The organism is Bacillus sp. UMB0728, assembly GCF_002858875.1.
GTDB lineage: Bacteria > Bacillota > Bacilli > Bacillales > Cytobacillaceae > Bacillus_AB > Bacillus_AB infantis.
The window spans coordinates 211,197-232,414 of record NZ_PKLA01000005.1 but is presented as its reverse complement, the minus strand read 5'-3'; the positions used below and the strand labels follow the sequence as shown (position 1 = coordinate 232,414).

The 21,218-nt window shown below is 39.4% G+C and carries 27 protein-coding genes; 5 read left to right on the top strand and 22 right to left on the bottom strand.

Translation table 11 applies throughout. From position 1 onward, the window contains the following. Positions 1-6 precede the first annotated feature (6 nt). Both CYJ37_RS20475 and CYJ37_RS20470 read right to left on the bottom strand, forming a co-directional pair. A complete protein-coding gene (locus tag CYJ37_RS20475; RefSeq protein WP_101551486.1) occupies positions 7-1,617 on the bottom strand; it encodes an FMN-binding glutamate synthase family protein in 1,611 nt (536 codons plus the stop codon). A 35-nt stretch (positions 1,618-1,652) separates the two neighbouring features. Further along, positions 1,653-2,288 (bottom strand): NAD(P)H-binding protein, encoded by a 636-nt coding sequence (locus CYJ37_RS20470; RefSeq protein WP_101551485.1) that lies wholly within the window; start codon positions 2,286-2,288, stop codon positions 1,653-1,655. Between the two features lie 368 nt (positions 2,289-2,656). On the opposite strand from CYJ37_RS20470, the gene CYJ37_RS20465 reads away from it, so the two are divergent. The 3 genes from CYJ37_RS20465 to CYJ37_RS20455 are packed head-to-tail and all read left to right on the top strand — an operon-like array spanning position 2,657 to position 5,062. Beyond that, positions 2,657-3,205: a DICT sensory domain-containing protein gene (locus tag CYJ37_RS20465; RefSeq protein WP_009791931.1), complete on the top strand. Its 549-nt coding sequence runs from the start codon at positions 2,657-2,659 to the stop codon at positions 3,203-3,205. 55 nt (positions 3,206-3,260) lie between these two features. After that, the gene (locus CYJ37_RS20460; protein ID WP_022543445.1) at positions 3,261-3,857 is read left to right on the top strand and encodes an ECF transporter S component; all 597 of its coding nucleotides are present in this window, start codon (positions 3,261-3,263) and stop codon (positions 3,855-3,857) included. Next, positions 3,854-5,062, top strand: coding sequence for a methyl-accepting chemotaxis protein (locus tag CYJ37_RS20455; RefSeq protein WP_101551483.1), 1,209 nt, complete (start codon positions 3,854-3,856; stop codon positions 5,060-5,062). Before CYJ37_RS20460 ends, CYJ37_RS20455 begins: the two co-directional genes overlap by 4 nt. 284 nt (positions 5,063-5,346) lie before the next feature. Here the strand turns inward: CYJ37_RS20455 and CYJ37_RS20450 are convergent, their stop codons facing one another. The 6 genes from CYJ37_RS20450 to CYJ37_RS20425 form a co-directional block, all read right to left on the bottom strand. Next, on the bottom strand, positions 5,347-5,784 hold the full coding sequence (locus tag CYJ37_RS20450) for a DUF1801 domain-containing protein (protein ID WP_022543444.1): 438 nt from the start codon (positions 5,782-5,784) through the stop codon (positions 5,347-5,349). A gap of 291 nt (positions 5,785-6,075) precedes the next feature. Continuing rightward, positions 6,076-6,999: a stage II sporulation protein P gene (locus CYJ37_RS20445; RefSeq protein WP_101551482.1), complete on the bottom strand. Its 924-nt coding sequence runs from the start codon at positions 6,997-6,999 to the stop codon at positions 6,076-6,078. Continuing rightward, on the bottom strand, positions 6,989-7,528 hold the full coding sequence (locus tag CYJ37_RS20440; RefSeq protein ID WP_101551480.1) for an RNA polymerase sigma factor: 540 nt from the start codon (positions 7,526-7,528) through the stop codon (positions 6,989-6,991). The genes CYJ37_RS20445 and CYJ37_RS20440 overlap by 11 nt, the downstream gene beginning before the upstream one ends. A gap of 158 nt (positions 7,529-7,686) precedes the next feature. Continuing rightward, entirely contained in the window at positions 7,687-8,475 is a 789-nt protein-coding gene (locus CYJ37_RS20435) for an SMI1/KNR4 family protein (RefSeq protein ID WP_101551477.1), read from the bottom strand. 139 nt (positions 8,476-8,614) lie between these two features. After that, positions 8,615-9,136 carry an SMI1/KNR4 family protein gene (locus CYJ37_RS20430; RefSeq protein WP_101551476.1) on the bottom strand — a complete coding sequence of 174 codons (522 nt, stop codon included), beginning with the start codon at positions 9,134-9,136 and terminating at the stop codon, positions 8,615-8,617. A 15-nt stretch (positions 9,137-9,151) separates the two neighbouring features. Next, positions 9,152-10,405 (bottom strand): aminopeptidase, encoded by a 1,254-nt coding sequence (locus CYJ37_RS20425; protein ID WP_101551474.1) that lies wholly within the window; start codon positions 10,403-10,405, stop codon positions 9,152-9,154. Positions 10,406-10,580: 175 nt separating this feature from the next. Here CYJ37_RS20425 and CYJ37_RS20420 point away from each other — a divergent pair, with 175 nt between their 5' ends. Continuing rightward, positions 10,581-11,348: an SDR family NAD(P)-dependent oxidoreductase gene (locus CYJ37_RS20420; RefSeq protein WP_101551472.1), complete on the top strand. Its 768-nt coding sequence runs from the start codon at positions 10,581-10,583 to the stop codon at positions 11,346-11,348. A gap of 306 nt (positions 11,349-11,654) precedes the next feature. Here the strand turns inward: CYJ37_RS20420 and CYJ37_RS20415 are convergent, their stop codons facing one another. The 9 genes from CYJ37_RS20415 to CYJ37_RS20375 all read right to left on the bottom strand — a co-directional run bounded on the left by CYJ37_RS20415 (position 11,655) and on the right by CYJ37_RS20375 (position 17,732). Then, positions 11,655-12,179 (bottom strand): hypothetical protein, encoded by a 525-nt coding sequence (locus tag CYJ37_RS20415; RefSeq protein WP_249276826.1) that lies wholly within the window; start codon positions 12,177-12,179, stop codon positions 11,655-11,657. Positions 12,180-12,393: 214 nt separating this feature from the next. Then, positions 12,394-13,098 carry an aldo/keto reductase gene (locus CYJ37_RS20410; protein ID WP_257964263.1) on the bottom strand — a complete coding sequence of 235 codons (705 nt, stop codon included), beginning with the start codon at positions 13,096-13,098 and terminating at the stop codon, positions 12,394-12,396. Positions 13,099-13,366: 268 nt separating this feature from the next. Then, complete coding sequence (locus CYJ37_RS20405) at positions 13,367-13,732, bottom strand: hypothetical protein (protein WP_101551468.1); 366 nt, start codon at positions 13,730-13,732, stop codon at positions 13,367-13,369. Continuing rightward, a complete protein-coding gene (locus CYJ37_RS20400) occupies positions 13,729-14,007 on the bottom strand; it encodes a CPCC family cysteine-rich protein (protein ID WP_101551466.1) in 279 nt (92 codons plus the stop codon). Before CYJ37_RS20400 ends, CYJ37_RS20405 begins: the two co-directional genes overlap by 4 nt. Before the next feature lie 68 nt (positions 14,008-14,075). Then, the gene (locus CYJ37_RS20395; RefSeq protein ID WP_240684249.1) at positions 14,076-14,549 is read right to left on the bottom strand and encodes a GNAT family N-acetyltransferase; all 474 of its coding nucleotides are present in this window, start codon (positions 14,547-14,549) and stop codon (positions 14,076-14,078) included. A 90-nt stretch (positions 14,550-14,639) separates the two neighbouring features. Beyond that, entirely contained in the window at positions 14,640-15,215 is a 576-nt protein-coding gene (locus CYJ37_RS20390) for a GNAT family N-acetyltransferase (RefSeq protein WP_101551464.1), read from the bottom strand. Positions 15,216-15,621: 406 nt separating this feature from the next. Further along, a complete protein-coding gene (locus CYJ37_RS20385) occupies positions 15,622-16,107 on the bottom strand; it encodes a GNAT family N-acetyltransferase (protein WP_101551462.1) in 486 nt (161 codons plus the stop codon). A gap of 113 nt (positions 16,108-16,220) precedes the next feature. Further along, the gene (locus tag CYJ37_RS20380) at positions 16,221-16,673 is read right to left on the bottom strand and encodes a DUF6843 domain-containing protein (RefSeq protein ID WP_129613505.1); all 453 of its coding nucleotides are present in this window, start codon (positions 16,671-16,673) and stop codon (positions 16,221-16,223) included. Between the two features lie 618 nt (positions 16,674-17,291). After that, positions 17,292-17,732, bottom strand: coding sequence for a hypothetical protein (locus tag CYJ37_RS20375; RefSeq protein ID WP_257964278.1), 441 nt, complete (start codon positions 17,730-17,732; stop codon positions 17,292-17,294). Between the two features lie 282 nt (positions 17,733-18,014). Here CYJ37_RS20375 and CYJ37_RS27410 point away from each other — a divergent pair, with 282 nt between their 5' ends. Beyond that, positions 18,015-18,164 carry a hypothetical protein gene (locus CYJ37_RS27410; protein ID WP_180827398.1) on the top strand — a complete coding sequence of 50 codons (150 nt, stop codon included), beginning with the start codon at positions 18,015-18,017 and terminating at the stop codon, positions 18,162-18,164. Positions 18,165-18,326: 162 nt separating this feature from the next. Here CYJ37_RS27410 and CYJ37_RS20370 read toward each other — a convergent pair whose 3' ends face one another. From CYJ37_RS20370 to CYJ37_RS20355, 5 genes are all read right to left on the bottom strand, one after another. Beyond that, complete coding sequence (locus tag CYJ37_RS20370) at positions 18,327-18,884, bottom strand: DUF5412 family protein (protein WP_101551458.1); 558 nt, start codon at positions 18,882-18,884, stop codon at positions 18,327-18,329. Between the two features lie 185 nt (positions 18,885-19,069). After that, positions 19,070-19,414 (bottom strand): DUF3139 domain-containing protein, encoded by a 345-nt coding sequence (locus CYJ37_RS20365; protein WP_094768748.1) that lies wholly within the window; start codon positions 19,412-19,414, stop codon positions 19,070-19,072. Positions 19,415-19,460: 46 nt separating this feature from the next. Continuing rightward, positions 19,461-19,637, bottom strand: coding sequence for a hypothetical protein (locus tag CYJ37_RS27405; RefSeq protein ID WP_165352667.1), 177 nt, complete (start codon positions 19,635-19,637; stop codon positions 19,461-19,463). Between the two features lie 81 nt (positions 19,638-19,718). After that, a complete protein-coding gene (locus CYJ37_RS20360; protein ID WP_180827406.1) occupies positions 19,719-20,252 on the bottom strand; it encodes a dihydrofolate reductase family protein in 534 nt (177 codons plus the stop codon). 229 nt (positions 20,253-20,481) lie between these two features. After that, positions 20,482-21,171 (bottom strand): hypothetical protein, encoded by a 690-nt coding sequence (locus tag CYJ37_RS20355; RefSeq protein WP_257964262.1) that lies wholly within the window; start codon positions 21,169-21,171, stop codon positions 20,482-20,484. Between the last annotated feature and the right edge of the window lie 47 nt (positions 21,172-21,218).

Sequence of the window (21,218 nt, the reverse complement as noted above, 5' to 3'; positions counted from 1 at the left end):
CCTGGCTCACTCTTGTTCCTTCTCCTGTATTTCATCTACCTTTTTCGGTGTAAGGATCATATCCTGGACAGCTGAAACTCTTCCCCATTCGTCTTTATAGACGAGATGCTTCCGCTCGAATTTTGTCGGGGTATCAAGGCCAGCAGCTGCAGCCAGATTGAACAGCCCTTCACGGAGGGAAACCACATAATTGGCTACCCGGTATTGTTTTTCCTCAATGACCAGCCCATCCTGAAGCTTCGGGTCGGTTGTGGCGACACCGGCAGGGCAGTGGTTGGTATGGCATTTCTCCGCCATGATGCAGCCGACGCTGATCATGAATCCGCGGGCGATGTTGACGAGATCTGCCCCCATGGCAAGAGCAATCGCAACTTTATCCGGGGTAATCAGTTTGCCTGATGCGATCAGCTTCACCCTGTCGCGGACTTTATATTTAACCAGCATTTCATCAACAGCCGGCAGCGCAGATCCAATAGGCAGCCCCACTGCATCGGCAAGCTCCTGATAGGTGGCGCCTGTCCCGCCTTCGCCGCCATCGACAGTGATAAAGTCAGGGCCCATTCCTGTTTCCTTCATCACCTGGGCCATTTCCTCAAGAGAATCCAAATCACCGACCACGATCTTGATGCCAACCGGCTTGCCGCCTTTATCCCGCATCTTTTCTACAAACTGAAACAGCTCATCATAATTGTTAAATTCGTAGAATCGGTTGGGGCTGTTGATCGTCTGCCACGGCTCAACAAGGCGGATCTCCGCAATTTCTTCGTTAACCTTTTCTCCTTCAATATGGCCTCCGCGGATTTTTGCCCCCTGGGCCAGCTTGATTTCAAATGCCTTCACTTGCTCAATTTTGCTCTTTTTCTCAAATTCATCCCATGAAAATTCCCCGGCCGGAGTCCGGACGCCGAACAGGCCCGGCCCGATCTGCATCATGATGTCCGGGTTTCCGATTAAATGATATTTTGATAGACCGCCTTCCCCGGTATTCATCCATGTTCCGCCGGCAAGGCCCAGCCCTTTTGACAAAGCCGTGATCGCCCGGTCGCCGAGCGCGCCATAGCTCATCGCAGACTGCCCGACAAGCCCTTTCAGCTTGAACGGCTGCCGGCATGTATGCTCGCCAAGGATGACTGCGTCTTCGTCTGTTAGAAAATAGGGATCTGTCTGGCTTTCCTCCCGGTGTTCCTTCCTTGTCATAAGGCCTTCTTCATCCACTTTATAAACCTTTGTATTGATTTTCTGGCTGTTATCGATCCTCAGTTCTTCCCGCTGCTTCGGAAACATGCTGTTGCGGATATAATAGCCGCTTTTTGAAAAATCCCGCTCCGAACCGAAGCCGATCAGACGCTCCTTATACTTCCCGGCCTTGACGATATCCTCGAACTCTTTCCGGGAAAAAGGTGTCCCTTCATTATTGCTTTCGAATAAGTATTGCCTGAGCTCGGGGCCGATCTTCTCTGTCATATACCTGACCCTGCCAAGGAGCGGGAAATTCCTCAGGATGGAATGCTGCTGCTGCGTGTCATCCTTCCGGTAGAAATAAGTCGCAGCTGCCGCAGCCCCGAGTGCCGCAGTCCCCTTCAGAACGGCTGGGAGGTATTTTTTCATATTGGACATCTTATCACCCTTTTCATAAAATAGTTAAGTATCAGTCAGTTGCTTATCTGCTGTAATGCCTCGCGGATCGGCATTTCTCCTGAAGACACTTCAATGGTTCTGTTAAAAGCCTCCTCCAGTTCCAGTGCCTCGACCAGTACAGTCGCGATATCCTCTTTCGGAATTTCACTTTCCTTACTTTTAAGAGAAAGTGCTGCTTCAATCTTCCCTTTTCCCGGCTTGTCTACAGGCTTGCCTGTCCGTAATATGGTATAAGTTAATTCTGCATTTCTTAAAAGCTCCTCAGGCTGATCCTTCGCCCCGTCTGTTCCTGAACCGCCTTTGTCCGTCTCATTCGCACGCATCGCACTCATCAGCAGAAAGCGCTTAACTCCCTGGTCCTTTGCCGCCTGCACCGAATCAATGACTGACTGATGGTCAATCAGAATCGGCTTGCTTTCACCCGTCCGCGCACTAGCATCGCCCACATAAATGACCGCATCACAAGCTGAAAAGGCCTTGGCATAACCATCATTTTCCTGCACAAAAACATCCGCTGCCCCCAGCCTTCCCATTTCATCCACCTTACTCTTTGTCCCAACCAATGCCACCGCCTCATGCTGCTTGTCCGACAGCTGCTTGATTACATGCTCCCCCGTCAAGTCTTCCGTTCCAATCACAAGGACTCTCATAGAATGCCTCCCCGCTTTAGTTAATCTTTATTATTTACCACACTATTTCCAGAGAAAACCAAAAAGGATTTGTGCCAGGGGGACAGACCCCATGGCCCAGTTTTGAAAAAGAGCCAAGGGACCTGTCCCCTTGACTCATAGAACATTCAGATTTTAAATTTTTATATTACTGTGTTTAAATTAGTTTTAACGTGGTAAAGGAGGTAGGGAGTTTAGTAAGGTAAAGAATTAGCGAAAGAAGTAATACATACTTTTCATCCATACCCCAGCATAGTCCACGCTGTAGCGGACTACTTTTTTTACCTTTGAACTAGTTCTTTTTTCTCGGTCCCTAAGACCTAACAACCACTTACAGGAGGAGATTTTTCATGGAATTAAAGAAGCTGTCATTGTTTAGAGAATGTTTTGGCCAGGTTGAGGGGGAGACTCAAAAGCTCGACAATGCTCCCTTAAGCCAGTTGAATGCACAGTCTTTAAAATACGAGACTAAAGTCCCGCAGCTGGAGTATATGTGCTTAATGATGGAGAACATCGTCCTAACGAAGAAGCTTCAAGGGAACGTTTATGCAGGCTTTCAAAAGTTCTCGCGCACGAAGAACGTGCTGGACCGTTTCCAGGCTATGGCCGAGTACTCTAACGTTCATATCTTTGGAGAAAATGATGCAGCCATGGATCCAAGTGATGGCATTCATTATATTGAGCTTCCAAAGAATAGTGAACTGATGCGCGAATGGTTCCTCATTATTGACAGCCCTGTATTCAAATCCATGATGGTTGCCTATGACATGGAGGGCTTCGGCGTACATGAGGTGGAAGAAGGGCGCAAGTTTAAAGGAGTTAAGACTTCAAACCCGCAAGTAATTGCTCATGCAACAAAACTGTTAACACCACATATAGGATTCTCACTTATCGGTTAATGCCAAGGGTAGCCCTAGGGCTGCCCTTTTATCATGAATAAAGGAGATTTTACATATGTCACGTATTCAGAAAATGGCCTCGATTGGCATTTTAACAGCACTTAGCCTTATTTTATACTTATTTAAAATCCCGCTTCCTTTTTTCCCTGTTTTCTTAACACTTGATGTCAGCGATATTCCTGCCTTAATCGGTGCCATTACAATGGGGCCTGCTGCCGGAATCCTTGTTCAATTCCTGAAAAATGTCATTGAGTATATAACTCACGGAAGCTATGTGGGACTGCCGGTGAACCAGATTGCCAACTTCTGCTCTGGCGCGCTCATTGTGGGAATGATAGGCGCTTTTTATCACTATCAGAAAAAATTGAGCTGGGTCAGCTTTACCCTTTCGATCAGTATATTTCTCGCGGCTATGTACCTGCTTAACTATTACTTTATATTGCCGGCGATCATGAACCTGCTCGGACTGAATATGGATCAGTATCTGACATCTTTCACCGATGCGAACCCGCTTGTGAAAGATTTTGAATCAGCTGTTCTGCTCATTATCATCCCCTTTAATCTAATTAAGATATTTGTAGTCTATTCAATCGGCCTGCCGTTCGCTTTCAGGCTGGAGCGTATTTTACAGAAAAGGAGTCTGGCTGTATGAAAAACAAGAAGAATCTTGTGATGGCAGCTTCCGTCCTCCTGGCTTCTGTGCTGCTGTCGGCACTCCACTATTACGTAGACTCATTCATACTTTCTCTTATTGGAACCCTGGTCATTACGGCAGCCCTCTTCATCGGCTGTGCCAGGATGATGAAACAGGAGAATGCTCAAAATGAGGAGGTTGCTGAGAAGAACTCATCAGCTCAGACCTCAATCGAGGAGTCGCTGCAGGAGCTCCGCCATCTCGAAGCACACAGCGGGCACTTAGTTTCAATGAACACACAGGTAAGCGCTTCTTCTGAAATGGTTGGCGGCCAGCTTATGGATATGGTACAGGATATTCAAAAGCAGCATGAGCTAATTTCGTACTTTGGGGATCAATTAGGAAAAATGAATGGGATGATACAAAACCTGGATGCCATTATTGAAGTAACGAACTCCACTACCTCAGATGTAACGCTGCTGTCCAACGAGGGGAAGCTGAAGGTCGACGATTTCAGCATTGTTTTCACAAAAATCATCTCTCTCACAAAGCAGTTCGGTGATTATAACCAGACGCTCCTTGAGAAAATGAAAGCAGTCACAAAGGCTCTCGGAGCTATCGATTATATCTCCAACCAGACAAATCTCCTTGCATTGAACGCCTCTATTGAAGCTGCCCGTGCAGGCTCAAATGGGGCTGGATTCGGAGTTGTTGCTTCTGAAATCCGCAAGCTGTCCGTTCAGGTCAAAGAGAGTGCAGAAACGATTAACACCATCGTAACCGATGTGAACAGAAATATAGAAGAACAAGAAAAATCGTATAGTTCGAATGTGTCGGTATTAGAAGAAGGAAAAGATAAGAGCCTGCAGATGATCGATATCTTTGATGGCGTGATTTCAAGCATCAATACACTTTCACTGCAATCACACGAAATCAAACGCGACTCAACTGAGGTGGAAGCCGAAAATCAGCGTCTGATTGAAATGATGCAGGAAGTATTGGGAATCACAGAAAACTTAAGCCAAAAAACCATGGGCTCATCTGAACTGACGATGGAGCAGCAGGCACACCTGATAGAGCTCGACATGACTGTCATGACCATGGGAGAGCATATCCGGAAAATCCAGGATCACTTAAAAGAACAAACAGAGCACCAAGGGAATGTAGTATGGATCCGGCCTGGGGAAATGAAAAAGAGAAATGAGATGAAGCTTGCTGAGTAATCTCTTAATTCTTGAGACTGAGGCAGGCCCTCAGTCAGGATTCCCCGCTCAATAGGGACAGCGGAAACAGGCTCTCCCTTAGGAAACAAAAAGAGGTGTTTTTCTCCAGTGGGGCAAGGCACCTTTTTAACTTACTGCAGCAGGAACACATTAAACCCTAGGTAATCGTTTAAACCCTCACATGCCCCAAGAGCTTCAAAAAATTTTAACATGGCTAAGCACTGATTCTTATTCCCCCCACCCGCGTTTTTAATTTAGACTTTCTGCTCCGTTCGGTATCTAGTTCAATCTTCAGTATCGGAAATCACCTTAGAACTTGTTGTGCCGATCCATTTCCCTATCACCACTCTAAGTTTTTCTTCTTTATCTTTTACATCATTCTCATTAAAAAACTTCACCACAGCTCTATCATTCGTCTGCCATTCTAATAATCCGGTATGGTCTTCAAATAGAGGCTGGGCAGCTTTAGGTTTCACTTTTGCACCACAATGAAACACAAGGCGAAAAAATGCATTCCCTTTCAGATTGAAGGTTATCCGATCATCATTTTCGATGCAAAAACTCGGCGCATTCCATTTTATATGCTCTGTGAATCTCTCATCAGAACTTAAAATGATTCTGCGCACTTCTTCTATCTCTTCCTTAAGAGGATGCTCAAGCTGTTTCATAAATTCAAACACTTGCTGATCACCGGACAATTTACTTTTAGGATTATTTCTCATTGTTCCACTCCTTGTATAGGTCATTGTTTAAGAAAGGGCCGATCTACCAATATCTGTTGTTCCGGAAATGTAAAACATGTCCGGTTAAGTTTTCTATAAAAGGAGCTTTACTTTATGCCGGGCCTCTATCTTCATTTATATATTCGGTATTCAAAAAATTAATCCTTCTGAAACTAAACTCCCTTAGTCCTACTAGAATAGCTGCAATTTTGGCAGAGGCATTAAAAAAGAAAAGCTGCCAAGTTTGGGCAGCAGACTTTCAATATAAGACCAACTAAATAACGCGATCGTTTACTCCTTTTCTTGTTCGTTCCAGTCGGCAAGGATCTCACTAATGACTTCTGAAAGAACATCAACAGTTCGATACTCTTCTTCCAAAGTATTTTCCTTCCCTCCAACTTCTAACAGCACAGAGTTACCAAACAGATCTTGATTATAAGAATTTTGAGTAGGGGTATCCTTAGTAAAAACTCCCCTGGATAAGTTGGGGTATCTTTCCTCAGTATATTCATGCAGCAGTTGGGCAAATTTAAAATTCACTTCGTATTTAGCACTGGATTTCGACACTATAAATGCAATTCTAGGATAGTCCTTCCCCTCTATGCTAATCGTTGACTGATTTCTCTGTGATGAATCTCTGTGTATATCAAGGACCATTTTCAGCTTTTTATTATGTGATAAGGCATTTTCGAGTGGTACTCTGGAAACTTTATATGCGTCGCTATACGAGAGTCTTTTTTCTTCTAATTCCGCCTTAATATTCGTGCTATCATGGATAGCATGAATTCCATAATTTTTAAGTTCTTGTCTAAGCCGCTCACCCACCAGTGAAATATTTCTTTCTTTGTGAAACAAATCATCTGAGTGATTCGTTGAGGTTTCTGACACAAAAGATTCCTGATTGTGTGAATGGTAGATATATACTAAAGGATCTTGGATTTTTATAGCTGCTGTCGAAGCTGAATGTTCATTTTGAGGAGTGGAGAAGTTGTTATAAAAGATATCTTTTCCGCCATAAAAGAAGAACCATGAAAGAGCCAATGTGCACATGGCAATACTGGCTGAAGCAACCGTAAATTGTTTGAGCCGGCTTCTTCTGTTTATCTGCCTGGCCGATTTTTTGAGTTTATCAGCAGTGTCCAAGACAAATTTCTCTCTTGGGTTGATTGGATATGTTTCCTTTATTAAGTCGAACAAGTCTTTATCAGTTTGCATTCCCGATGACCTCCTCTATATCCCACTCAAGCTTCATCCTAAGTATTTTTAAAGCCCTGTGATAATCTACTTTGACCTTTGACTCGCTGCATTGAAGGATCTCGGATGTTTCCCGGATTGAAAATTCATTAATGCCTCTTAGGATCACTACAGTCCTATACTTTGTTTTCAGCTCAGATATAGCACCATGAACAATCCTTTTCATTTCATTTTCCTCCATTAATTCTCCCGGTTCCTTTTCGGCCGAGACAATATGTTTAAAGAAGCTGTCGGTAAAAAGGGAAGAAAATCTCCTTTTTCTATAATGGTCAATGGCAACATGCTTTGCAATGGAGAAAATCCAAGTTCTTTGATGGTCAATATTTTTGCCTCTGGTCAAGTTATTCAGGATTCGTAAAAAAACTTCTTGAGTTAAGTCCTCGGCATCATTCTGGTTACCAGTAAAGCAAATAAGAAAACGATATACATCCAAATAATGACTCTTATAGATCTGATCGATTCTCTCCCCTAACCTTTCATTGCCGGCCAAATGGTTCCCTCCTTGTTTAGTCTTCAAGTATTAATCGTTTGAGCTGCAAGAAAGGTTACAATTAATTTTAATCAAAGGATACCTGCTCCTTTTATAAAATAAAAAAGCCGCCAGTTTTGGCAGCGATTTGGAATTTAAGCTCCCGGTAGCTGAAGATGTCATCTCAGTTTTTCACTGAAATACATATCGGCATAATAATCAATTTCCTTGTCCTTCCGTATAATTGATATCATTTCTTGAACCACTACAGAAGAAAGTATTCCTTCTTCATTGAAATGATGAGCAAAATTGACTGCTAACTGTTTGATATCAATAACAGGATTTTGAAGGAGAACAACCAAGCTTTGTTCAATTAAATGTTCATTTCCCTTAGTATTTTCATAAAGATAGTTCAAAGCGAGGGTAATCTCTTGCTCGTTAGTCGTTGATAAGGCTGTGTTAAGTTCATCGGGGGTCCAATGTCTTCCCTCTTGTTCAAGATAAATATCTTCAAGTTCTGCTTTTTCTACGTATAATCCATTTAAGAATATGTCAAAATTAGGAGCTAATTCAATAATCTGTTCAGATTCCATATCAATGTATATAACCGTAGGCTCTACTTTTGTATTTCTGTAATCTAATGCTACCCACGAATGCCCACTTCCTGAGACTAAAACAATATTTTTCGGCAAACCCCATTCTTTTATTAAGTATTCACTTTCTAATATACCTTTTTCTTCACCTATACCTAAAATGTGATCAATATTAATATGATCATCAGCCCAAGATGTTGGGACATTAGAAGGGAACGAATTATAGTTAATATATCCACCATTCTGGATCTTAAGAAGATAAATATAGGATTTAGGCAACTTCACTTTAAGTTTTTTTTCTGCTCTTTCTACTTCTTTATCTTTTAAAGGTTCCAATTTATAGTATTCATCATCTTCTTGCCATATATTTTTCACAGCTGCATTCTCTCCCAAAAAACTCTTTTATTAGCTAGAACTTCAAAATAATTATTTGTTAATTTCTATTAAGCTTAAATGCTCCTTTATCCACAAAAGGAAGCTGCCTGGATGAATTAAAGACTTTTTAAAGGGAAAATCAGACAGTGATTTCCCCAATCATCCATCCCCTGATAAACTCCTCTAAAGATGAAGCTACTCTCCAACGACTGTCATCTTCATGGTTCCAGACATAAATATGCTCTGTCTGAACCCTTCCATCTGCTATTGAATAGCCAAATAAGTCTCCATTTCCGGCATCAGAGAAAAATAAAAAGGTATCCAGAGGTTTCATAAAATCGCTTCGCTCATGAAGGGTCCAAATAAATAAATTTTCTTTAATCATCTGTTCTATGGACCAAACAAACGAAATTCCATAGTTCCCATAAACTCCGTTTGTTTCCTTGTATAATTCAGCCAACTTATCCGGCAATTCAACTTTTAGTTCCTTCTTAATTAAAGCGGTCTCCGCTTCCGTTGCAGGTGCTTTAAACTCACACTCTTTTGAAATACTTGTCAAATAATCTCTCCACATAATCAGCTGCTTGCCACCTTTGAAAACTGAATGAATATTAATTCTCTCCAGGATCTTATTTCTCCTGCTTACGTCCTGTTTATTCATATAGTGATAGAAACCTTAAAATTGAAAATCTCCATCCTTCATTAACAAAACTTCAGTTCCATCTTCTTTAATGCCCACTACTTTCATATCTTCGGTACCAAAGGTCACATTGACTAACAAAAGTGAGGCATTCAGACCCGCGGCCTTCAGCTCTTCCTCAGATTGGCCAATTCCATTTTGAATATTGGAGGGAGAAGCATTTCCGATTCCAATATGACAGGCTGTATTTTCATCAAACAAGGTATTGTAAAAAAGAGTGTCTGTCTGAGCAAGAGGTGATTTATTAGAGACCAAGGCAATCTCGCCCAGATAATGTGAACCTTCGTCTGTTTCAATCAGATTTTGCAACACTTCTTGTCCCTTTGCAGCATAATAGTCGGTAATCATTCCATCTTTAAAAATCAGATAAAATTCATCGATGACACTTCCCCCATAGATAAGAGGTTTCGTACCGGCCAATTTGCCATTCACCTTATTTTTATGGGGAGCTGTAAATATTTCTTCTGTAGGAATGTTCGGAAAGAAAGGTATTCCATTTTTATCTGTGACACCGCCGCCGATGTAGCGATGATTTTCAGGCAGGCCCACTAATAAATCAGTTCCACGGCTATTTGTAAAATGGAGGGCTTTGAATTGGCTCTCGTTCAGGATTTTTTTACGGGACTCGAAGGCTCTGTTATGACTCTCCCAATCTTTTATAGGATCTTTTCCATCTACCCGGGATCCTTTTAAAATTAATTCCCATAATGAATACAAGGCTTCTCCTCTACTTAGGTTCGGAAATACTTTAGCTGCCCAGGAAACATATGGGACAGCCAGCAGACACCAGCGTATCTCGTGGGATCTGATTTTCGCATGATAATCCTTTAATTTGGTACGAGAAGCTTTTTGAAAACGGCTTATCCTTTCTGGAGGAACCTCTTTAAAAACATCCAGGTTTTCTGAAATAATATGGATATAAGCAGCACCCGCATCTTCCCACTCCTTAAAACGGGCAGCCTGCCAATCAGGAAACTGATCAATATCACGATCTGCTGCATGTAAATAAAATTCTTTGGCAGACTGTTCATCTGTCCAATCTATAAATACATTCGAAGCTCCTGCCTCGTAGGCTGCCGTTTGGATCAGACGTGCGAACACAGCATTTTGTATATCACTATGAATAACCAATAATTGATTTTTTTGCAGATTTACACCAGCCCTCACAGCAAGCTCTGCATACTTTTTTAACTGTGCTTCACTTATGAATTCATATATTCCTTTAATCATTTAGAATCTCCTCTGTGGTGTTCTTTGTGTAATTGTACTTTAAATGAAGCCACAGGGACAGGTCCCATGGCTCAAAAAGAGCCAAGGGACCTGTCCCCTTGGTTCATTTGCTTTTTGGTTAATGTTAACAGTAAGATAAGTATGAATTGTGAAATATTTCGAAGGGGGAATTCTCATGAAGTATACGGTGATTACAGGTGCCAGTTCAGGAATTGGATACGAAGCGGCGCTTGCATTTGCTTCACGCAATAAAAATGTCATTGTGACTGCAAGGCGGGAAGATCAGCTGCATAAGCTAAAAGCAGAAATCCACAACATAAACGCCGATCTGGATGTGGTAATTCTACCGGCAGATCTATCTGAAAGCGAAAATGTTCATTCATTATATGAGAGTCTAAAAGAATACGATATTGAAACCTGGATCAATAACGCCGGTTTCGGAAACAGTGCCCCCGTTGCCGAACAGAATGTACAAAAGATTGAAAAGATGCTCAGAGTCAATATTGAAGCACTCACAACCCTTTCCACTTTATACACACATGATTATTCTCAAAAGGCAGGCACCCAATTAATCAACGTGGCTTCTGATGTAGGCTATAGAATGGTACCAAACGGGGTGACGTATGCTGCTACTAAGTTTTATGTGAGTGCATTTACAGAAGGGCTCGCCCAGGAACTTCAGGATCAGGGAGCTGCCATGAAAGTAAAAGTGCTTGCGCCGGCTATGACAGAAACTGAATTTGTTATAAACGCTCGCGAAATAGATGAATTCAGCTACCGTGACAACGTGCAAAAATACCATACCGCCCGGGAAATGGCCGGATTCATGCTGGATCTTTATGATAGTGAGAAAACAGTTGGAAAAGTAAATAGCGAGAGTTATGAATTTGAACTGCTGGATCCTATTTATCCTTATACTTCACGCCGGCCGGCTTCCGATTGAGATGGCCACTGGGAAAGGTCCCATGGGCTAGTGTAGAAAAGAGCCAGGGGGCCTGTCCCCTTGGTTACTTTTTTTGTTTCAGCGTTTCTTAACGAAAAACACGATAGCCGCAGTGAGTATAACCATGATTGATAAAAGAACATATGGCAAAACCCCTGTATAAAGCTCTACAATACCCGATGTCTCTATCTCTGGCCTTACAATTTTCTCCACTTTGGTATCACTCCTTTAGATAACCTCTTTTCATATGAAAAAAAGATCTGACCAATTCACATTCAGATCTTAAACATTTCTGCATTTAGCTTGTTATTCTATATTCATAACAATTTCAAGTCCTGTTGGCTTTTCCTTAAAGGTGTCGCTATACTCTTTAAAGACTATCTTTGTATTGGAAATATCGTCAGGCAATGGCGGAGAAACAATGAAGCTGTATGTAAAATGCCCTGTTGAGCCACCACCACGAGACTGCCAGCAATCGTATTGCTCTCCTAAAAACAATTCAAAACTATTATGATGATGCCGGCCGATTGGCGAATCATCCGGCTCATCCCAATCAATATGCAGCTGTATAACGCTGGCATTCTCATACTGCCGAATAACGGTTATGGAATATATCCGATCATCTTTTTCAACCGATTTTAAAACCGATAGGTGTTTTCTGAATCCAGCCGGTTCAATACGCGGTTTAAAGAAATCGTATATTCTCATTCCCCCGAATAACGCCTTCAAATACTCTTCATAGAGATCATATTTTATAGCCCAGTTAGAGATAAAATGATCAGACGGAATCCCTGGGTTATCGTTTGAAATATCCCTCCGCTGTTTCAGCAAAGAACAGATTTGCTCATCAACTTTGCTTAACCGTTCATCGTAGGCTGGTGGCTCAAATGGCGTTCGTTTAATTTCAATCGCCTCCTCATTAACTTATTTTACCATATATTAACAATAAGGTAATTGCCTTTTTTTGAAATGGCAGCTGAATTGCTCAAAAAAAATTAAAATCCCAGCAATATTATTCATATTACCAGGATAAAGGACTAAGCATTTATAGGTTTTCTATCTTTTCTATATCCTCCGCAGTCAATTCAAAATTGAAAAGGTCTAGATTAGACGCTTGATTTTCTCGGTTGTGAGATTTAGGGATAACAATCACACCGCGTTGGATTTGGTATTTTAATAAGACTTGTGCACCGGATTTATGATAGATCTTACCGATTTCATCCAAAGCTTCTTTTTGGCGGGCTTCGGCTTTCATAGGTCCCCAGGCAACAGGGGTAATTTCCTCGTCTTTTAATACGGCAAGGAGATTTTTGTTGGGTTCTTTTAAGTTGATTTGTATCTGATTAACAGCCGGCTTCACTTTGGCGAATTTTTTCAATTCATCCAGATGATTTTTTTCAAAGTTTGAAACACCGATTGCTTTTAATTTGCCCGCTTCATAATATTCTTCAAAGACTTCCCAAGTGTTTTTAAGCTGTACTTTGTCCTCGATAGGGAAGTGAATAAGAAGCAGGTCAAGATAGTCTGTCTGGAAGTTTTTCAGACTATTATCAATAGCTGCCCGGGTAGCTTCCTTGGAAGAAATATATTCTTCACTGGCTGGAATTTTGGTTGTAATGAAAAACTCTTCCCGAGGCACTTTGCTTTCTGCTAACACACTTCCGACAAGCTTTTCGTTTCGATACATGATGGCTGCGTCTATGGAAACGGTAACCCAGCTCAATTGCTGATGCCAGTTCAGGAATTTCATTTGTTAACGCCCCGTTATAATCGTTGTTTTCTTTTCCATACGTATTTGTACCTGTACCTACTATAGGCATTTCCAGCCCATTATTAAGTGTTATGTATTCCATATTTAAGCACTCCCTCTGTCTAATTACTTTACTTATATCATATCAAATTATGGAATTTTCAAAAAGTAATATGAAAGAAGGTATCATTCCTCTGGCTATCATTTTCCTTGATCGGAACAAGCTTCAGCAGCATCGGTTAGGCAGCGATCTGAACCATAGTAACGATTAACCTTCAATCTGTTTTAAATATGGTATTTCCTCTCCATCAACATTTGCAATATATGCTGGAGTATCTGTTTCATATATTTTAGTTCCAACAGGTAATATATTTGCCGTACCGTTTTTAAAACTGCCGGCCTTATCTGTTATTTTAGTTATTTCTCCAATTTGTTCACCCAATTGATATTCCAGATCAGAAACCCAATCAACATCTTGGGCATTAGAATACACAATTCCACCCAGAAGAAATATATCAGCACTATCATCGCTAAGAAAGTCCTTTGGAGCCGGATTGTCAATAAGACCTTTATTGCATCCCACTAAGAAAATACACAACATACTTATAGGTAATAAGATTTTTGTGAATTTCATATGATGCCTCCTTGTGTGAATAAGTGCTTCCAGTTAGGATCTCTCTTTTCTTGTGAATTTGGTTCTCTAACATTTTTAACAAATCCCAGTTCACAAGCACCATACCTAATAAAGTTTTTTTGTGCTTCAATTAGAGTCACTTTATTAGCACCTGTTTCAAGCTCATTTTCTTTTTGAAATGGGTCGTCCTCCCAATAACAGATTTCGCAGATATCATAGTCACCTTCGCTGTCCAATGTTTTATAACCACAGCAAGGGCATGTATTTTTGTTCATAAGACACCTCTCTAAACTTCTTGTTATAAAGAATCCTCACTGAATCTTTAGATCCTGCGATTGCTTACCTACAAAAGTTTTTGCATGCGAATTCTTGGAACAGTACCTTCCTCTTCTATCCACAGAGTGTTAAAGCCGTGCTTTTTATAAAATCTTATAGCTCTCTTGTTGGCAGCTGATACCCTTAATTGGTATTCATTGATATTATTTTCTTGAAAAAAATGTTCCGCATAATCAATTAGTTGAGATCCATATCCTAAACCACGAAATGCTGGTATTAAGTAGAATAGGTTTACATAGCCAATCTTTTTATTATCAATATCCTTAATTTGCATTTCAACCTGTCCGACTGGTTTATCACCATTTTCCACAAGAACAATCCCACCTGGAAATTTAACAAGCCTTGTCTCAATCTTCTTCAGGTAACTTTTATTATCGCCGAATAAATAATCGTCCCCAAAACTGATAACATAAGAATCTCTTCGGAATTTAATTATTGTTTCTGCATCTCTTGATAGGTCAATGCTGCGAAAGGATAGCAAAACTAATTCAACCCCTTTAAATCTTTTTATAGAAATGCTGCTTCATTTGGAATTTTTCTCAAATAAAAGCCTCTGTTACTTTAAATTTGGTCACAGGCTTACTTTATTTATTATGGAATAGAAACAAGTGTCTCTCAGCTCGCTGCCATCTGCGGATAAATCATCATTTCTTAAAGTGCCTTCTAATACAAACCCCAGTTTTTCTGCAATAGCACGACTTTTAAAGTTCATTGGTTCACACCTTATTTCGATTCTTCTCAATTTGATATAATACAGACCAAAGTCTGCTAATTTCTTTACTGCTTCTAACATATATCCATTGCCGCTGAATTTTGTATTTATCCAATACCCAATTTCAGATTTAGGAATATTCCAGTCAATAGCCTCAAGGCTCGTTATTCCTATGAAATCCTTACTCTCTTTATCGAAGATAAGAAAACGAAAACTATCCCTCTTCAAAAAATTTATGTGAGCATTTCTTAAGTTAATCTCTGTTTCTTCAACATCAGGAAGTTTCTGAGCAAACGGCAGCCAAGGTTTTAATTCCTTAAAGGATTCTCGAATTGCTTGGTTTACAATTTTACCGTCACCTGTTGGAAGTGGTGCTCGAAGAATAAGCCTGTCTGTTTCTAATTGTAAAGGAACATCTAACAATAAAGGATTCATTGAATTTTTCCCCCTTTGGATCTTAAAATTCAAAGTGCAAAATAGCGCAACAAAAAAACTCTCACACCTCTAAGAAAATGATTCTTGAGGACGAGAGTTATAACTTCGTGGTACCCACCTCAGTTTGTTAATATGTCACCAAATCAACTTATTCAGGACTTTCATAACCTATCATTCAATCTGAAGGATTCGTCTTACTATCCCTAATTTTCATTAGGCTGGTAAGCAGCTCCAAGGCTTTGTTCATTAAGAAGAATATTGCTCCATTTCAACAAACTGGAGCTCTCTGTAAAAATCCACACTTTTATATTGAATTTTCAAAAATTATATCCTCTTTCATAAACATTGTCAAAAAATCCCTTAATGAATAAACAGCCTGGTTTGGCAGCTGATCTGAACTTAGGTATTAAACTTTTTTTACCATCCGTACTTGTTTTAAAATATGACCATCGAACTCTTTTTCATATTCTTTAACTGTTTCAAAACCTTTCGCTTCATAAAAGTACATGCCAATCTTATTATCTTTTTCGACGTTGATATAAATTTCTTTTATACATTTTAAATCTTTAACCGCTTGTTGTACCAAAGCAGTGCCAATCCCTCTGCCCTGGAATTCTGGATAAAGATAAATAGCCGCCAATTCGACCTTTCCGCCATCCCTTACTGTGGAATAGTTTGCAAAACCGACAACTTCTCCCTCAACTTCTGCAACATAAACAATAGAACGTTCTATACGTTGTTTCATACTTTCATCACTATAATTTAACTTTATAAAATTATTTTGTACTTCTAAGGGGATTATGCCCTCATATGTGGCATTCCAAGTTGTTTTCGCTATGCTTTGAACTTGTTTTGTATCTTCGTAGTGCATCTTGCGGATGGTGATATTCATCTTAAGCCCCCTTTGAATAAGAAGTAAAAATTCCTTCTTTGACTGCCACTTATGTGGAAAAAAAACTGCCTGGTTTGGAACGTGAGCATCCATTAGTGCAATAGAAGCAGTTTCTATCTATCAAGTGCTGGACAGCCTTTGTTTTCAATGTCTTCTGAACCAAAAATCTGATAGGAATATTGTCTTTCTGGCTTTCCCTCCTCTTGAGCTGCTCCGTTCGCTCCAAACCTTATTTTTTCTTGATGTAATTTTTTTATTTTTTTTCCTCTGCCGTCAACATAAAACGCACGTAATTGGTATCCTCCAGAATGCTGTTCATTGACCCAGCCAAAATCAGATGGGGAAGAAGTGTTTAAAACCCCACTCTTAGGAACCTTATAAACAATTTCATTGTTATCTATTTTTAGTGGCCTTGCCCCCTTCACATTGTAATTAATTACTACACATCCCTCAAAACCCATCGGTAATAAATGTGTTTGGTCAACTCCCTCTTGAATGGCTATCAACCTATAAACTGTTACTAAGATTATTAGAGCTAACGCAGCTAATCCAATTCTGGTAAACAAATAAACTTTACCTCCGATCTGAGCCATAAATACCTAATAATGGAACAACAGTATTTCTTTCCCCTCTATATTCGCAAAATAAGCTGGAGTATCTGTTTTATATATCCTACTTCCAACAATATATTTGCTGTCCCGTTTTTAAAACTCCATGCCTTATCTATTTGTTTAGTTATTTCTCCAATTGTTCACCTAATTGTTATTCAAAATCAGAAACCCATTTAACGTCTGGGCATTAGAATAAACAATTTTATCCAGCAATTATGCCGGCATTTTTTTTAAAGAAAATCCCTTGGATTCGGAATGCTTTTGCGGGGTTGTTAATAAAACCGTTATCGCACATTAACTCAGATCATAAACAAAATACTTATAAAAGATATTATTTTCGTCAATTTTATATGATGCCGCCTTGTGTAAATAAACAGACGAACTAACTTTTAAATAGTTACATGTCAGTCAAAATTTTGTTATACATTACACCCCGTTTGTTATACAAAAGAAAGGCCGCCTGATTGGCAGCCGATTTAGCATAAGCATCTGCAGTTTAATTGTATTTCTTTTACAACTGTTATCAAAAATTGATTTGAAACGCCGCTGTTCAAACAAAGTATTATTTAGAACTTATCCTGACAAATGGCTGTACTCTACTATTTCTACTTTAAATCCATGACTGCAACCAATTTTAGGACTATCACAAGATGGTGATACCCTAACTTTAACAAGGTCATGTGCATAGTTGCCGAGTGTGCTACTTCCTTCTGGAACTTGAATATTTATGGAAATATCATAAGAATGATTATTATTGTAAACAATACCGACGATTCTTTGGAACTGCCACCCAAAGATCGCTTCATCATTGCCTGAATACTCCTGCGTCACTTTTTTATCAATTGAGGGAAATACAATATCCTTAATAATGTCTTCTGGAGTGACATACCAATCTTCTGCATAAGGTTTAATTACCTTGGGTTCGGAAGGTTTAGCATTAACAAAATCACCACTTGTAAGTATAAATAAAATGGTGAAAAGAACGATCACTTTCCTTATGAAAGTTACTCCCATATTTTTCAATAGATTTCCCATCGCAATTAGATGCTATGCACTAATACCCGCCTTTGGCCGGCATATGTTATCTCATATACTTAACTTCATTACAGAAAGCTGCCCTCTTTTGTGAGATAAGAAAGGTATCTGGCTTACCAGCCATCCAAAACATAAGCATCTGTTATCTGGAAAAAGTGAATTGAGTATCAACAGCCAACTGCTCCGATTCGTTAATTTTTTGAATAAAAATAAGCAGCAAGAGCAATATATTATTGCAACTAAAAGAAGGTGGTGGTATTGATGCATCGTGATAATAATTTGTTTGGCATAGCAATTATTGCAATTCTTTTAACAACTATTTACACTGCAATTTTATCTTCAATGCTTATGAAAACCAAAGAACGGGTTGATTATATTTATCATAAGGAACGTTCAAGAAAAGATGCTTAAATTGGCGATGATTTCATCGCCTTTTTTTCAACAGAATAAGCCTTAACTATTCTAAGTACTACAAGCTTAAAGTGAGGACGACCCAAACGTCATTTCTGCCTCATAAGATATATAAGAAAAGCTGCCTGGTTTGGCAGCAGCTGATCTGGAACATAGACGATATTAGTTTTGGTAGCAAGTCTCAAATTCGTCTTTCATTAGCAGACTTTTACAAGCCAATCCATTTTCGTGATAAATTTCTCTGCCGATTTTTAACTTGATGCTTCTGTTTAAATTTGGATAGTCGGGGTCGTCATTGAGGATATACAGGGTGTCTTCATCCATCCATTTCATTGAAAAGTCACTTTTTGCATCAGCATAATAAACAGTTTGAACATTATTCTTCTTATGATTGTTTGTGACTTCAACCCAGACGTTAACACCGCCTGCCGCGCCGCCATATGGTTCATAAAAAGCAGCAGCAGTAAGTTCTTTATTGGGTGATGTGACAGATCCAGGTCCCGTTTGGACATTGTCTCTGTCAATTTTACTAAAGGTAAAAAAGTACGTTTCATACACATATATTGAAGAAACCAAAATAACCCCAGCCAATACTGCTATAAGTAATTTATTAGGGAAACGTTTCTTTTTGACAAAAACATTTATGATTTTGGCACATAGAATCACCAATAATATAGTAGCAGCGACACATGCTAAGAAACCAGATAACATTAAATTCATAATCCCCCTGCTTTAATTACTATACTCTCCAAGCAAACTAAAAATAAAGAAATCCTCCCTATTATGCCAGCTGATCTTGAGCATAGCCTTTGTTAGTTAAATAGCACTTCACTTTACAAATTCAGTTTTTATCAGGTAAATGACCAGAAGTGAATTGATGTTCCCATGGTTTTATCAGGAATCTATCAATAATTATCCAAGCTGTCATGTTTACCTTCTTGCACTCCGCCCTCCATACCTTGATTAGATTTAATAATATTATAGACCCGAACCTTTTTATTTTCCTTATCATAAATATAGCTGTATCGTACATCCAACTCATCTTCATATCTAACATCTGCCATATATCTGCCCATTTTCCAATCATAAACCAACTCGGCCGAACTAATTAATGGAGCATCTTCTCTAGCATTTAAATAGCTTAATACTTGATCCCTAGTTTGATTTTTCGGTAATTGAAACACACCCAAAAATACTCCTAAAAGTGTTATTAAAACCAATGAGAGTGAAATAATAATGTTTATTTTCAATTTGTCCCCTCAGTTTCAATGAGGCCAGGGGGACAGGTCCCGTGGCTCATTCTTTCTTTTTAATTATAATCAGTTTTGACATCACAAAATGACCGACTGCAATAGTTAATAATAGGTCTCTGTACGGCTCATTTACACCACCCATCAAATAGGCAGCAATATTGAAAAACATAAATGATATTGTGAGTAGCCCGAGAACATAATACTCCATTCTCACTTCCATTATTTTTCCCCCTTAAACATGCCAGGGGGACAGGTCCCGTGGCCCAGTCTCAAAATGAGCCAAGGTACCTGTCCCCTTGGCTCACTTTTTTACTGTGTAATGTATTTCAACAAATTGGTTAAAAGTTCGGGTCCCTTTAAGTTTTAAGTCCAGCTGATAATCGCCGGATTTAAATAATGGGATTCCATCTCCGATGATGGAAGGAGCAATTGTGATAAACAGTTCATCGAGTAATTTTTCTTTCAAAAACGTGTGTAACAATTCTCCGCCGCCAACTACCCAAATATTTTTTCCTTCTTCTTTTTTAAGACTATTGGCGAAATCTACAATATCTTCGTTCACAAACTTAACATCAGCTGTATCTTCTAATTGAGACCTGGAAAAGACGTAACAGTCTTTATTTTTATATGGGAATTGACCTTTTTCGTGTTTCATTATCCAGTCATATGTTCTTTTGCCCATAATGATTGTGTCAATTTCTTCATAAAATTCCGAGTAGCCATTATCACCTTCACCCTCTACTTTAAATAACCATTCTAATGAGTCTTCTTTTGTTGCGATGTATCCATCCAAGCTTTGAGCAATAAAGAGTACTATGTTCCGCGGATTCTTCATCATACACCGTCCTAACTACGGGGAAATTTGCCCCATTTTTATTTTAACAACAAGAACTTGATTTAAACTGCACTTTTATAGAATAAGGATTCAATAAAAAAGGCGGTTATCCTTCCTGGATCAACCCGCCTGTTACATTAAAATATATTTCTGCCCTTAGGTCTTTTTATTATTATCAGTTTTGACATCACAAAATGACTTGCCACAGGGACGACCCCCTGGCCCAGTTTTAAAAAGAGCCATGGGACCTGTCCCCCTGGCTCACAAAAATTATTGATTTTGCCTGATACATACGATCCCGGTATTCATATCCAATGACAATGCTGCCTGCAAAAGCACCTGGAGACAGCTGGGGATACAATACAGCATAAAGTTTATTATCTCTTATTTCGTACTTAATGATGCTGCCAAAGTTAATCTCTGGAAATATGGTATCAGGTAAAAGCTTCAACTTTTTAACATCAATTTGATAAGACTTCTGTCCAATCGTTATCACTGCTTTGTTTTTTGTTAAGCTTGATTTTATATTCTTATTTACAATTGCCATTGGGTTGTCAACCAGTACTTCTCTCAACGGCTGGCAATTTACATGAAAGACAGCCACTTCTTGCTCTAAGACGCCTGTACCATAACCTTTGGTCAGGGTAATAATCAGTTCTTTCTTTTTATCACCATTAATATCCTCGTTATGGATTTCAGGGGCGTAAGTGGGATTGGATGCATTTATCCAGAAGGGCCTGGAATACTCACTTCCCTGAAAATTCAACTTAAAGTCGTAAAAAAAACCATTCCTCTCTATGGCATGCAAAGTAATGCTGTCTGATTTGGCGACTATTTTATGTTTTGGTTCTGCAGCTCCAGCTTCATTTGATAAACTCACTAAGAGTATAGACAATAAGAAAAATACTACTCTCTTCAATAGCCCTCACCTCGTTTTTAGCATTCCCAAATTGTGAGCCAAGGGGA